This window comes from Vreelandella sp. H-I2 (genome assembly GCF_052959335.1).
Genome location: NZ_JBRAMC010000004.1, coordinates 547,326 through 560,898 on the forward strand (window position 1 = coordinate 547,326; position 13,573 = coordinate 560,898).

At 46.5% G+C, this 13,573-nt stretch carries 10 protein-coding genes and 1 pseudogene; 5 read left to right on the forward strand and 6 right to left on the reverse strand.

The genetic code is table 11. The features are described from left to right. Positions 1–926: 926 nt before the first annotated feature. Positions 927–1,121, reverse strand: a complete 195-nt coding sequence (locus ACUVOF_RS13170) for a hypothetical protein (RefSeq protein WP_447044794.1) — start codon at positions 1,119–1,121, stop codon at positions 927–929. Between the two features lie 484 nt (positions 1,122–1,605). On the opposite strand from ACUVOF_RS13170, the gene ACUVOF_RS13175 reads away from it, so the two are divergent. After that, positions 1,606–2,388 (forward strand): alpha/beta fold hydrolase, encoded by a 783-nt coding sequence (locus ACUVOF_RS13175; RefSeq protein ID WP_447044795.1) that lies wholly within the window; start codon positions 1,606–1,608, stop codon positions 2,386–2,388. A 492-nt stretch (positions 2,389–2,880) separates the two neighbouring features. After that, a protein-coding gene (locus tag ACUVOF_RS13180; RefSeq protein ID WP_447044796.1) for an IS3 family transposase occupies positions 2,881–4,238 on the forward strand; the annotation gives its coding sequence in 2 pieces (ribosomal slippage) (positions 2,881–3,346 and positions 3,346–4,238; 1,359 coding nt in all). A gap of 813 nt (positions 4,239–5,051) precedes the next feature. Here ACUVOF_RS13180 and gcvA read toward each other — a convergent pair. Next, entirely contained in the window at positions 5,052–5,936 is an 885-nt protein-coding gene (gcvA, locus tag ACUVOF_RS13185; protein WP_447044797.1) for a transcriptional regulator GcvA, read from the reverse strand. Between the two features lie 124 nt (positions 5,937–6,060). On the opposite strand from gcvA, the gene amaB reads away from it, so the two are divergent. The 3 genes from amaB to ACUVOF_RS13200 all read left to right on the forward strand — a co-directional run bounded on the left by amaB (position 6,061) and on the right by ACUVOF_RS13200 (position 10,468). Next, complete coding sequence (gene amaB / locus ACUVOF_RS13190) at positions 6,061–7,554, forward strand: L-piperidine-6-carboxylate dehydrogenase (RefSeq protein WP_447044798.1); 1,494 nt, start codon at positions 6,061–6,063, stop codon at positions 7,552–7,554. Between the two features lie 221 nt (positions 7,555–7,775). After that, positions 7,776–9,074 carry an NAD(P)/FAD-dependent oxidoreductase gene (locus ACUVOF_RS13195; protein ID WP_447044799.1) on the forward strand — a complete coding sequence of 433 codons (1,299 nt, stop codon included), beginning with the start codon at positions 7,776–7,778 and terminating at the stop codon, positions 9,072–9,074. Next, positions 9,071–10,468: a Na+/H+ antiporter NhaC family protein gene (locus ACUVOF_RS13200; RefSeq protein WP_447044800.1), complete on the forward strand. Its 1,398-nt coding sequence runs from the start codon at positions 9,071–9,073 to the stop codon at positions 10,466–10,468. The genes ACUVOF_RS13195 and ACUVOF_RS13200 overlap by 4 nt, the downstream gene beginning before the upstream one ends. Before the next feature lie 371 nt (positions 10,469–10,839). Here the strand turns inward: ACUVOF_RS13200 and ACUVOF_RS13205 are convergent, their stop codons facing one another. From ACUVOF_RS13205 to ACUVOF_RS13220, 4 genes and pseudogenes are all read right to left on the reverse strand, one after another. Further along, positions 10,840–11,004 carry a hypothetical protein gene (locus ACUVOF_RS13205; protein ID WP_447044801.1) on the reverse strand — a complete coding sequence of 55 codons (165 nt, stop codon included), beginning with the start codon at positions 11,002–11,004 and terminating at the stop codon, positions 10,840–10,842. Positions 11,005–11,487: 483 nt separating this feature from the next. Further along, complete coding sequence (locus ACUVOF_RS13210; RefSeq protein ID WP_447044814.1) at positions 11,488–11,574, reverse strand: hypothetical protein; 87 nt, start codon at positions 11,572–11,574, stop codon at positions 11,488–11,490. Between the two features lie 243 nt (positions 11,575–11,817). Next, positions 11,818–13,179 carry a 2-oxoadipate dioxygenase/decarboxylase HglS gene (gene hglS / locus ACUVOF_RS13215; RefSeq protein WP_447044802.1) on the reverse strand — a complete coding sequence of 454 codons (1,362 nt, stop codon included), beginning with the start codon at positions 13,177–13,179 and terminating at the stop codon, positions 11,818–11,820. 14 nt (positions 13,180–13,193) lie between these two features. Next, positions 13,194–13,573: pseudogene (locus ACUVOF_RS13220) on the reverse strand (FAD-binding oxidoreductase); the annotation flags it as partial.

Here is a 13,573-nt window from a genome sequence, read left to right on the forward strand (position 1 = left end):
CCTCTGCGGGTATCGCCAAGCTGCTATTAGTTGCCATAGGAAGAACTGAATCATTGTCGCTTTTTTGCCAAATCCCGCTTATGTCGACAAAAATAGCAAGTTCATAGCGTTAACTTCGGGGAAAGGTCAAATAATCAAAACGTAACGCTTACGAAGCATCCAACGGCTTACCCGCTACACAACTCTCTTAGTGAACGAGGTCACAGGATAGCGCCGATAAAAAACGGCTTGGAATTGCCGAATGCAATTACCAGCGTGGTTACAGCCATTAGCACCAAATAATAAAAGGGCCTACGCATTAACGTAAACCCTTGAAATTATGGCGTGCCCGGTAGGGTTTCAACCTGCGACCCTCGGCTTCGGAGGCCATTTCTAGCTACCCTCACTTTTTTCATTATCGGGAAAATCTAAAATAATATTAAGTTCAGAAACTTATGTAAAAAAATGCCTATTGAAGATGGGGAGTTCCACATCCATTAACGCCGTGCTGTGCCTATTGAGGGTACAATACCGGCTTATAGCTTGATTTTAACATGTCCAGAATTAGGACGTTTTTGCCCCTTGGCCGTTACAGAAATTTCGGTTTTACCTTTGATTAAAAACTTAAGTCCTACCGGTCCCTTCCGCCCGCATTGGTAGGCTGATAAAACGTCTGAATGGTTTTGTTTTCCTGCGGGAGAGAAGCCAATACGTGTTCTGGGCATGGACGTACTGCTTGCCGATAGTCCTCGGCAATTGGACGCTAGGCGGCGAAATTGTCTCGGGTTGAGCTGCGCTGGTTCCACTTAACGATATAGTCGTGCTGACGGCTTTCTTCAGCAAATGCCTCACGGTGATGCTCAAGCAATAGTGAATTGTCTCGTGATCTCCTCAGGTTCGATGTCATACTTCAGTGCCGTTGCCCCCGATACAGGGGGCTTTCTAAATTAAGCTGCTTTTTCGGCAATGCTGTCTAACACTAGCTGCGCATATTCGCGGCCTAATGCGGCTTCAGAAAGTGCTTCCTCAATTAATGCGCTAGTCACGGGATTCATTTTGTCGCCTTCATATCGACGAATATTTTCAAGTAACGCCAAAATTCGCTGAAAATGTCCCTGTTGCTGTTCAATGTGGTTAATCATTTCTATCCCCTTCCTCTGCTTAATTTTGCGTCATGGCTTCACGAATCACTTCGTTTATACATATTGCTTATTATTGGAGCGGCTTCGGGTTTGCTTGCCCGATTTATACCCGTCAAGCTCTATGCCAGCCGCTCTGAGGCCATCCTTTACGCCACCATAATGTAACAAAAGGAAAATAAAAGTATATGCAGAGTAATTTAAAAAGGCTAATAAAAACTCAAGCTCTTAAATTGACACACTTGACCTAACCTTATTACGCCACTTTTTTTGTGATGGCCTCAAAATCCACGTGCCTGGGCTTACCGGGTGAAAGCGCATCGCTTGCTTCAATGTCCGCAGATTCCTCGCCGCTCATAAAGGGTTACTGCACGAAGGGGGTAGAAGGGTAGAAAATCCTAGCAATTGCTCCATCGTGAATTCGAAGAACACGACTAGGCTAATGTGTCACGATTACCAATGGACCATGGCGATAAGGAACGTTTGCATGACCAGCCTGCCAGGATATGTTCTGCGAGACGAAGCGCAATGGGAAAGTCTCTTTTGTGATGTGGGAGGTATGACTTACCACACCAGGCGCAGCCTTACTGCCTCAGCGCCGGGGATAAATCCGATCGTGCTGGTACATGGTTTGGGAATGTCCGGTGACTATTTAATGCCCACTGCAAAGCGACTCGCCGCAAAGGGTGCTGCCGTTTACGTGCCCGATCTACCCGGCCATGGCAAAAGTGATACACCCGAATCGCCCTTGAACATGCTCGGCTTGGCTAATGCCCTGATCGATTGGCTGGATGCCATGGACATTGCACAAGCCGACCTGGTGGGGTATTCAATGGGCTGTCAGATAGCGTCTGATGTGTCTGTTCGTTTCCCCACTCGGGTAAGACGCTTGGCCCTGATAGGGCCGACAGTCGATCCTTCACATCGCAACATCCGCGCTCAGCTGCCTCGGGCGCTCTACGCCTGTACCTTCGAGCGCCCTGGGCTCCTCCTGCATGTCCTGGCTGATTATTGGCGCATGGGAACGCGGCTCTGGCCCGAAGCGATCGCCATGCTCAATTATCCTATCGAAGAGAAGCTTTCTTGCATTGAGCAGCCTGTGTTACTGGTTCGTGGCCAACGGGATAAGATCGCGCCACAACGCTGGCTCGACCAAGCGAGCCAAATGACTGGCGCGGAGCGGGTAGTGACCATCCCTAACTGGGGTCATAATGTCATCTACAGTGCGCCTGATTCGGTAGTGGCTGAGCTATGGTCATTCTTGGGTTAGAGGCTACCTCTTTTGGCCTCCACTTAGCGATCAAGGCAGTGAAGCAACACAGCGGCGGCAGCCTTATTGTTTGTAAGATAAGCTAGGAAAAAGGCTATTTTCGCCCTAGTTATGGAGAGGGGATGCTCTACACGTTGACTCTGTACTCCATGGCGACTTTAAACAGCTACAGCTCACAAGTCGATTGATACTACCAGGGGCAACAAAACAGTGTTTTCTCTACATTATGTTCCTCAACTCTTACCTGTGCCGGTGTCATCTCAAACATTTACTGTTCGCCGTTATCTGCAAATGTAAAGCTGGGCGACTGTTGGTCAACGGCTTCCCGATTGCGCCGTTGGACTGGCGTACTCTCTACAGAGCTACCACAGCTGATTAGATAGCGCCTGAGAAGGCGCTGCGCGCCATGCCCTGCAAAACAAAAAATCCCACCCCTTTAAATGGACTGCACCCCGAAAGTTGGACGCTCAATCCAATCTTCGGGGTGTTTTTATGAGTAAGCAATACGACGAGGATTTTAAGCTGCTGCTGGTGCAACAGTATTTACACGATCAGACGAGCTTAAAGGACGTGGCCTATCAACACGGCGTAGACGAGTCTACCGTAAGGCCATGGGTAGAGACCTATAGACAGCATGGTATGAGAGGGCTGAGAAAGAAATACACACACCGCAGTGTGGCTTTCAAACTGGAAGTGCTTGAGAGAATGTGGAGAGATGGTTTGTCACAACGCCAGACAGCGGCCCTGTTTGATATTCGTGAGCGTAGTGCTATTGGCAGATGGGAGCAGCAGTATCATAGTGGAGGGCCAAGCGCATTAGCGCCGAAGCGCAAAGGACGACGCCCGATGAATAAGAAACCTATTTCAACACCGTCACTCCCTGATGAAGAGCGTCCTCACGAAGAATTGCGTAAGGAGTTAGCGTATCTGCGGGCGGAAAATGACTATTTAAAAAAGCTCGATGCCTTGACCCAGGAGAAGCGGACGACACGGGGCAAAAAGCCCAAGCCGTCCAAGGGTTAAGGCATAAGCATCCATTGGCCTTGCTGCTACGTGCGGCAGCCCTACCGCGCAGCACATTCTATTACCAGCTCAAGGCTCTGGGCGCTGGCGACTCGTATGCGTCTGTGAAGACGCTTATCCAGGCGATCTATGATCGCCACCAGGGACGTTATGGCTATCGCCGCATCACCACGGTACTGCGGCAGACAGGCGAAGTGATCAACCACAAGACCGTCCAGCGGTTAATGCAACAACTAGGCTTGAGATCCCTTGTCCGCCCCAAACGATATCGTGCTTATCGAGGAGCAGAAGGCTACGCTGCTCCAAATACGCTACGGCGCCGGTTTCAGGCCAACGGGCCTAATCAGCGATGGGTGACGGACATTACCGAATTCAATGTCAATGATCAGAAGCTCTACCTATCACCGGTCATGGATCTGTATAACGGCGAAATTATCGCCTTCCAGACTGGGCCACGACCGGTACTCGGGCTAGTAAAGCACATGTTGAAGGACGCCTTTGATCGTCTGAGACCAGGCGATCGGCCTCTGTTGCATTCGGATCAGGGATGGCATTACCGTCACCCTAACTATCGTCGCTTGGTGGTGAAGCAAAGGATACTCCGCAGTATGTCTAGGAAAGGAAATTGTTTGGATAATGCTGCCATGGAAAGTTTTTTCGGCACTCTGAAGGCCGAGTACTTTCATCTGAACCGATTCACGACCATTGAGCAGTTGCAGCGAGGCATTGTCGACTACATCCATTACTATAATCATCAGCGGATCAAGCAGAAACTAAAAGGCCTGAGTCCCGTGCAATACAGGACTCAGGCCATGGCCGCCAGTTGAGAGAACCAACCGTCCAACTATTGAGGGTCAGTTCAAAGTCGTGGGCATTTACAATTTAGCGCGCCCGGCAGGATTTGAACATGCGACCCTCGGCTTCGGAGGCTAATTTCAAGCCTTCTAATTAAGCTTACCTGAAAAGAAACTTTATTGACAAACTTCGGTTTAATTTAATAAAAACATACGCTTAATAAAATATAGAGTGCTAATAGCGTTTCTCGCTTTATTCCGATTGACATCGACTGCTACCCTTCGCCACCATCAAAACGGTCACATAGCGTGATTTTAAAATGTCCGGCTTTCGGATGGTTTTGACCTTTGGCGGTAGTGCCCTACTTGCGGTTCTTCATACCATGATGACCATCTTGTCCCCCTTTTCCCCTTCTGGCAGCATGATAAACTGCTCAATAAGGCGATAAGACACCCTTTATTAAGTGCCTTATCAATCAGAACACGGACATCTCGCTAACCACCTCTCGTGCTGGTTGAACATTACACGCAGAGTGATATGGGTAAACCGCATTTTGGACGGTGCTTTTGCCGGATTAGGCATATCTATTTTGCGTTTACGGTAGTCTGCATTGGGGCCAAAGAAAAACCGACAATTCTTCAACTGGCTTTTGCCTCTGACTACCCCATAATTTTATCTGTTATACAGGGGCACTCGCGACATCACTCATTAAAATAACAGAGCTACCAACAGTTTGATTCTCCAAATGATGGATATTGAGAGGGGGTTATCATTGGCTCTGCCGTCAATCTCATGGCTGAAAAGCAAACTTTTATGTGCCTAAAATACTACAAGCTTCTTAACACTTAAAGTCGCACTTTAATCCATTCGGTAAAGGATTTGACCTTATGCAGATCAGCCATATGTTCTGGGTAGGCCATATAGTAAGCATCTTGGCTGTTCAATGAAAACTGCCAAGGAATGACTAATTTCCCTTCATCAAGTTCTTCTTGAGCAAGGAATTTTGGTACTAATGCTACACCACAACCTGATCGCGCTGCTTGAAGCGCCATGTAAAATGTATCGAACTTTGGCCCATGGTAGCTGTGTTCGGTGTAGAGATGCTGGGTTTCAAACCATTCGTGCCAGGCTTCTGGCCGAGCAGACACCTGCAACAGAATCATTTTCGTTAGCGCTAGCGGGTCATTGACTACCGTTTGTCTCATGACAGCAGGCGCACAGACAGGGACTACTTCCTCATCTAGTAATTTAATGCATTCGGCACGTGGCCATACCCCATGACCAAAAAAGAAGGCAATTTCAATACGCTCCTTTTGCATATCAAAAGGCTCGGAACGATTAGAAATATTGAGGTTAATACTAGGGTGTTTAAAACGAAACCCGTTCAATCGTGGGATCAGCCATCGCGCCCCAAAAGTAGGTAACGTAGCAATATTAAGCACATCGGCCTCTACCCCGTAAGACTGCATATAGTGCGTTGACATTTCGACCTGAGCTAATATTTTACGCGCTTCGCCAAGATAGACCGCCCCCTCTGGCGTCAAGTGGAGACGCTTTCTCACCCTCCTAAATAATGGATGTTGCAGCGTCAATTCTAATTGCGACACCTGTTTGCTCACCGCACTTTGCGTCAGGCTAAGTTCATCCGCGGCCCGCGTAAAGCTGAGATGTCTCGCCGCTGCTACAAAGCAGTTCAGGCTGGTCAAAGAAGGTAAGTTTCGACGACGCATAGCAACCCTACTTGATGAAATTAAGGAATGATGTTTTTCACAAACATCGTTTGATGAGCTACCACAAGCTTGGCAATACTGACCCGGTAATCAATTTACTCACAACTAAATATTTGGTGAAGCAATGATTCATTCCCTGATGGAAAAAATGGGCGTCACAAAAGAACAGTATCAAGGCGGTGACCTCGTTGTTAATACCCCCATTGATGGCAGCGAGATTGGTCGCCTAACAACCTCCTCCAGCAGCGAAGTGGATGCCGCTATCGCGAATGCAGAAAAAGCTTTTTCAACCTGGAAGCGTGTACCAGCACCACGTCGCGGTGAATTGGTTCGCCTGTTTGGCGAGCAATTGCGCCAGCATAAACAGTCATTGGGTGAGCTGGTGACCTGGGAGTGCGGCAAAATTCTTCAGGAAGGCCTGGGCGAAGTGCAGGAAATGATCGACATCTGTGATCTTGCCGTTGGCCAATCCCGTCAGTTATTCGGGCTGACCATCGCTTCCGAGCGTCCGGGTCACCATATGCGCGAGAGCTGGCACCCATTAGGTCCAATTGGCCTGATTACCGCCTTCAACTTCCCGGTTGCCCCTTGGGCATGGAATTCAGCCTTAGCGCTGGTGTGTGGCAATAGCTTGCTGTGGAAACCCTCTGAGAAAACGCCGTTAACGGCACTGGCATGCCAAGCATTGCTAGAGCGCGCCATAGAAGAGTTCGGTGTTGAAGCGCCCAAGCATTTGAGCCAAGTGATTATTGGTGAGCGAGCGGTAAGTGAACAGCTAGTAGATGACTCACGTGTAGCACTTATCAGCGCTACCGGCAGCACTCGTATGGGTCGCGAAGTCGGGCCTAAAGTGGCGGCACGTTTTGGTCGCAGCATTCTTGAGCTGGGCGGTAATAATGCGATGATTCTCGCGCCAAGCGCGGATCTGGATATGGCAACCCGAGCAATCCTATTCTCCGCAGTGGGCACCGCTGGCCAGCGTTGTACCACTCTGCGCCGCCTGATAGTTCATGAATCCATTAAAGATGAAGTGCTGACCCGCCTGAAAAAGTCCTATAGCGCAATTACCATTGGCAACCCGCTGAAAAGCAACTTGGTCGGCCCACTGATTGATCATCAAGCCTTTGATGCGATGCAGAGTGTTCTGGCCAAAGCGCGCAAACATGGTGCCAATGTCTTCGGTGGAGAGCGTGTCGAGATCGCTAACGGCGAACAAGGTTACTACGTGGAACCCGCCATTGTTGAAGTGGCCGAGCAAAACTCGCTGGTCAAGCACGAAACCTTTGCACCCATTCTCTATGTGCTCACCTATAAGGAGCTGGATGAGGCCATTGCCGCTAATAACGACGTTCCCCAAGGACTCTCCTCCTGCCTCTTTACAACCGATGTTCGCGAAGCAGAAACCTTTGTATCTGCAGTAGGTAGTGATTGTGGCATTGCTAACATCAACATCGGCCCCAGTGGTGCTGAAATTGGTGGGGCGTTCGGGGGCGAGAAAGAAACCGGCGGTGGTCGCGAGTCCGGTTCCGACGTCTGGAAAAGCTATATGCGTCGTCAAACTAACACCGTGAATTACTCCCGTGAACTGCCGTTAGCCCAAGGTATTAAATTCGACTAATACAAGCTTACTTAAAAAGGCGAGAGCCCGCTCTACCCAGACTCTCGCCAGAATCTTTAACGTACTTAAAATGGCAAAAATTGGCACTTTACTCATTAACTAACAAAAGGTTCTGCAGCTACACATCTAGTGCAAAGAAGCACATATTGATATTCATTACTAGACATAAGCTAACTCGTAAAACCTATTTATAACCAAGAATAATTTTCTAGAGGGAGACTATGAGCGAATCATATTACTCAGCCACAGCAAAAGAAAAATTTTCTACAAGCAAGCTATGCGAAAACTTAATTACTGATGTATGCATTATAGGAGGAGGCATTGTTGCGCTATCATGTGCTCAAACTCTTAATAAAAATGGCATAAGTGTAGCAATTATAGAAAAAGGACAAGTTTTTTCTGGAGCCTCTGGACTAAATGGTGGCTTTGTTGTCCCTGGATACGCATTGGGCCTTAATGAAATAGAAAAAAAAGTAGGTCTTGAAGATGCAAAAGAATTATTTAAAGCAACCATCAAAGGTGTCAACAAGGTTAAAAACAACATCTTATTATACAAAATTGACAGTGCTAAAATGGAGCCTGGAAAGCTTGACCTTTTGAGATACCGGCCCTCAACAAAAGAGCTTAACTATCCAGAAATGATGGCCAGAAATTATGGTTATAAGATTGAACAAATGGAGAAGGAAAAAGTACAAGGTCTCCTAAATACAGATGCTTACTGCCATGGTTTCTTTCACCCCGAAGGATTCCATATACATCCTTTAAATTATGGCTTTGGGCTGGCACGCCAACTCGAAAAAGGTGGAATTAAGTTCTATGAAAGAAGCAAAGTCGAATTTATAAAAAAAACCGAGAGCGGTTTTAAAGCAATTTGTTCCAGGGGAGAAATAACATGTCAAGAAGTTGTTGTTTGCACAGGTGGGTATCCTGGAGATGAACCTCGGGAAATTAAAAAATCAATCCTCCCTATTACAACTTATGTCGTAACGAGTGAACCAAACAACAAAATACCTAATAATTACATAAAAACCAAATATGCTCTCGGAGATAACAGAAGAGCTTCAGACTACTATCGATTAGTAGACAACAATAGAGTTCTATGGGGAGGAAGAATAACTGCATTTCCAGCCAACAATACAAAAACAATAGAAAACAAAATAAGAAAAGATATCTCTAATGTCTTTCCTGATCTTTCAAATATAAAATTTTCTTACTCTTGGAGCGGGGTAATGGGGTACGCAACACATAAAATGCCATATATTGGACAGTTAAAAAATGGGATATGGTATTGCACCGCCTTTGGTGGAAGAGGCCTAGGATCCGGCACTGCATGTGGAAATATTATAGCAAAAGCTGTATTAGGGAAAACAGACCAATTAAAGCTCTTTAAAAATTTCAACTTACAAAAAAATTATGGCGTTTTCGGTAAAATTGCAGTTGAAGCAACCTATAAACGATACATTGCAAAAGACTACATGAAAGAAAGATCCCACAAAAACAATTATTGGAGTAAAAAATGAATAACATAGGCATTTTGTCCATACTGCCGGCGGCAATTGCAATTTTATTAGCATTTATTACTAAGGACGCAATAATAGCATTGTTTGTTGCTAGTCTTCTTGGTTTCTTCTTTATTGGTGGGGCCTTATGGGACTATCCTGGATTCCTTATTGAAACTATTGCAAATGACAGTTTTGCTTGGGTATTTTATATTGAGATACAAATTGGAATTTTAATTGCCTTATTTCAACTATCTGATGTCCCAAATATTTTCTCAGCTATAGCTCAAAGAAAGAAAGTGACAAGAAGAAAAGGACAAATATACGCTTGGCTAGCGGGTATGTGTGTATTTTTCAGCGATTACTTTAGTCCGGTTTTTGTAGGGACGTCGCTTCAACCAATCACTGATAAAGTGAAAATTTCACGTGAGAAACTTGCCTATATAGCCGACTCTACGTCATCACCTCTTATTGTCATAATTCCATTTACCTCATGGGCTCTCTATATCTCTGGAATCATTGGGGATCAGTCTCCAAGTCTGTCGTCCTCTGAGGCAATTGGAGTATTTGCAAGCTCGATAATTTATAACTTTTATGCAATTTTATCAGTAATTTTTGTAGGGCTAATTAGCTTTGGAGTCATTAAAGATTTTGGGCCTATGAAAAAAGCTGAAGACAGAGCTTTCGAGCAAGGAAAACTTGTTCGAGATGGCTCAACTCCTATGATAGGTGAAGAGATTAAAGTACTTAAAAAACCTGCAGGCGCTTCGCCAAGCTTTACTTTAAACTTTCTTATACCCGTCATTTTAATCATCGGAATAAACGTTACCACTTACATCGTTATAGGCGGTGTTAAAATCGTAGAGTCTTTCTCTGCAGCTTTGCTTTACCTTTTCATAACGATGTCGCTACAAAAATTCGGAACCAAACAGCTATCTAAAGCCGTAGTCTCAGGAGTTAAGGCTGTTATCCCCGCCGTGCTCATATTGCTTTTCGCATATGCTTTAAACAGCATTACCAAAGATTCAGGTGCAGCAAATTATTTGGTGTCCATCTCTGAGGGTTTAATTACTCCGAACCTTCTCCCGGCAATCATATTTTTTGTGGCTGCTGTAATATCATTTTCAACGGGCACTTCTTGGGGAACATTTGCTATTACCATCCCTATTGCACTAGCAATGTCAATGGAGCTTACTGGCAGCATGTATAATCCGTTGGTCTTTATGTCAATTGCAGCAGCCACTGGAGGGGGCGTTTTTGGAGATCATTGCTCTCCCCTCTCAGACACTTCTGTTCTAGCATCCATTGGTGCGGGTTCAGACCATATGGATCACATCAGAACACAGTTCCCATATGCATTATTGGTAGCTTTCATTAGCTTTATCTTTTATTTGGCTGCCGGTTTTATATTATAAAATTAACATTTTATCAAATGCGTTAGAACTATTATGGGCTAATTAGAAATAGCTAATTAATTGACCCATAATCAAATTGAACTAAATAAATTTAACATTATATTATATTGCCATAAGTACGTTTTTCCTACCTATATCAGCAAGCTACTTTCCCACCTCAGCCAATCCCATATGTCAATACAAACCTCTCAATAAATAACGTATTGCTAAAGTACCTCCGGAACTAGATACAATTAACTGTATACTGGGCGGCCTTAAGCTCTAAGCACAGTACTATTATAAGAGCTGGATGTAGGGTATCGTTTTCTTTATTACGTCAACGTTACCTTTTAAAGGCATCCGTGCGTTTAGTATCTTTCTTGGCCGGGTATTCAACTAATCTGCAATTTCATTGAGTTCTTCTTGGTTGTACACCGGCAAGTCGGCATCTTTCGGTAAGTGCTGGCGGTGAAGGCTTTGGTATTCTCATTTGAATCACGTTGCCAAGGGTAGCGCGGATCAGCAAAGTAGATGGTGGTGCTGCTCTTGCGCTGCATAATCTCCTCCTACTTTACCATTCCGTGCCTTTAATCGTAAGTCATGGGCAGAGACTAGGCCCTCGGCACTTCACTCAGTTTGTCGCTAAAACACACAGCAACAGCTGTTGCAGTGTGCACTCTAGCCTCGCCAGAATGACGAGCCGGGTGATGCGCCCTCATAACGTGTCTATAGCAGAACTATTGGACACCTTCACAATAGTTAGTCGTTAGGCTAACGTCCATTTCAGGCGGTCACATGCGCATACTCACTAGCTTTGAAATTCGTTGGGGTTTGTCGTTGCATCGACTGCGAGAACGTCACTTACATCTTTCATGAGATAGACAAGCGATGAACTCATTCTCTTGAGCTATCACATGGAGCGCATTTTAGATGGTCTTATACGAGACGTGGCGTTTTGGGTTATAGGGGTACATATGCTTCAGTATGAAGGGATTTGGTGTAGTGGCGGGTTGAATGTGCCCCCTCTAAAAATGGAGAGATTACCATATCTCGCGCAATACGATATTCGCAGAGCGGCCAAGGTGGCGAGCGATATCACGCAATGAGGGCTTCGCGTACATCAACATTAAAGCAGCACGTTCTCCAGTGGAAAGATGGTGATAGAGATAAGTTGTGGTGATTGCTTATCAAGTGAGTCAGGTGTTGCATCTGATTATTGAGACCGCCCTTTTTTAACTCAATATGTATACTTATTTTAGTAGGAGAATACCGTTTAAAAGCGATAAGTTGAATATATATCTACTGGCTATCAAACACTCAGACCGCAGCCTTATGCAGTTAAAGTGTTTGATAGAGCAAGAAAAGCGTGTTTAACCTACCAGTGCAGCCAGCACTTTCTGCTTTGACATATGCTCTCGTTCAGCATAGAGCGATAGCTCATCCGTTACTTGAGCACCCAGCGCTTCTTCAAAGGCATCGCGATTAGCGTTACCGGCATAGGCTTCGCTCTCTGCACCACCCAGGTTTGACTGGAAAATACCCGCCGCGCTGACCGGCAGAAAGTCTTCATAGGTAATCGGTTGTGCTTCCACCAGCCCGTGCGCGATTAACGCCTCAATATCGGCATTGCCAGCATCTTTAGCAGCCTGACCTTTCTCGGTCAAATGATAGTAAAAATACGCTAACTTCTCACGGCGCATTGCCTCGTCGTTATCAGGGAACTTAGCAAATACATTTTTCATAACCGTTTGGTGTGCGTTGTTATCCAACCCAGTGGTTTGCTTGCGACCTTCGTTAAGCAACTGGTCATAGAGTGCACGACCTTTCGGCGTTAGCGCCACACCACGCTGCTCAATTTCACCAAAACGAGCGGTATGGGTACCTTGCGCATCACCAGCAAAGCGAATCGATTCTTCTAACGCTTTAAAGCTGGTTTGGCGCAGCAAAATGGGGCATTCGCGACGGGGCGGACCTTCAATTACCGCTTTGGGGTTCATGCCCATGTCCGGCATGCGGCGTTGTACTTCGTCGATATCCAAGGTGCGTGGCGTCAGATGATTAATGTGTGGCCCACGGAAGCACACCACATCGGCAATCAAACGGTGCTCATCGTGAAGCGCATGATAGGTATCCAAATCGACAGTGGCGTCTTGGTGCCAACGGAAGGTTTCCAGAGCTTCTTTTATAAACTGGTCGGCCTCGTCACTGGTTAATCCTCCCTGAGTTTCGTGACGCTCAATGAGTTCCCGCGCGCCTGGGGTAAAGATATCTCGCTTGGCCAGAATTTCCTCTGAGCGCTGGCGCAGCGTCTCGCTTTCGATAAGCTCTAAACGCAGGAGCGAGGTAAAAATACGGAAAGGGTTCATTGCCAGCGCGTCATCGTCGATGGGCCGGAAGGCTGTTGAGTGAACCGGAACACCCGCTTCGGAAAGATCGTAATAACCGACCGAATACATGCCCATGACGGCAAACAGGCGACGCAACATGGAAAGCTCTGCAGCGGTCCCCACACGAATTGCCCCGTGGCGCTCTACGCTCAAACGAGCCAATTCACCCTGTGCTTCCAAGCGGCGACGCAGTTCAGGCTGCTGACTAAGCGTTTCTTGGTTAACGCACTCGACAAGTTCAAGCAGCGTGCCGTACTGCGGCACTTCTGCTTGATACATGGCCGACATAGCTTTAGAAAAACGGTCGCGAACATCATTGGTTGAAAGTAGGTCTATTTGGGTCATTTCGTAGCTCTTTATTACAGATTTTTGGGATAAAGATGGGATGCCGACTTTAATTGCGCCAGTAGTGCCTGAAGAGGATGGGCCAGAGTTTGCGCTGAATAGCGCTTCACCTGAGTGCGGCATGAGTAGCCAGTGGCTAATAGCTTGCCTTCGGTTGTGCTCGCTTCCACCTGCGGCTGCCAGGACTGCGCATAGATAGCCTTTGAGGTGGCGGCGTTGCGTGTTTCGTGACCATAGGTGCCCGACATACCGCAGCAGCCGGTTGCTATTAGCTCAAGCTCTAATCCAAACGCGGCAAATACCTGCTGCCATGCTTTGGGGCTGCCGGGGGCGTTGGTTTTTTCCGTGCAGTGGGAAAGCAGCTTAAAGCCAGGGTCGGTGAGCGTTAATGCGC

Coding starts and splice junctions, on each gene's coding strand:
- ACUVOF_RS13170 (WP_447044794.1), bottom strand. CDS start 1,121: ATGATTAACCACATTGAACAGCAACAGGGACATTTTCAGCGAATTTTG.
- ACUVOF_RS13175 (WP_447044795.1), top strand. CDS start 1,606: ATGACCAGCCTGCCAGGATATGTTCTGCGAGACGAAGCGCAATGGGAA.
- gcvA (WP_447044797.1), bottom strand. CDS start 5,936: ATGCGTCGTCGAAACTTACCTTCTTTGACCAGCCTGAACTGCTTTGTA.
- amaB (WP_447044798.1), top strand. CDS start 6,061: ATGATTCATTCCCTGATGGAAAAAATGGGCGTCACAAAAGAACAGTAT.
- ACUVOF_RS13195 (WP_447044799.1), top strand. CDS start 7,776: ATGAGCGAATCATATTACTCAGCCACAGCAAAAGAAAAATTTTCTACA.
- ACUVOF_RS13200 (WP_447044800.1), top strand. CDS start 9,071: ATGAATAACATAGGCATTTTGTCCATACTGCCGGCGGCAATTGCAATT.
- ACUVOF_RS13205 (WP_447044801.1), bottom strand. CDS start 11,004: ATGCAGCGCAAGAGCAGCACCACCATCTACTTTGCTGATCCGCGCTAC.
- ACUVOF_RS13210 (WP_447044814.1), bottom strand. CDS start 11,574: ATGTTGATGTACGCGAAGCCCTCATTGCGTGATATCGCTCGCCACCTT.
- hglS (WP_447044802.1), bottom strand. CDS start 13,179: ATGACCCAAATAGACCTACTTTCAACCAATGATGTTCGCGACCGTTTT.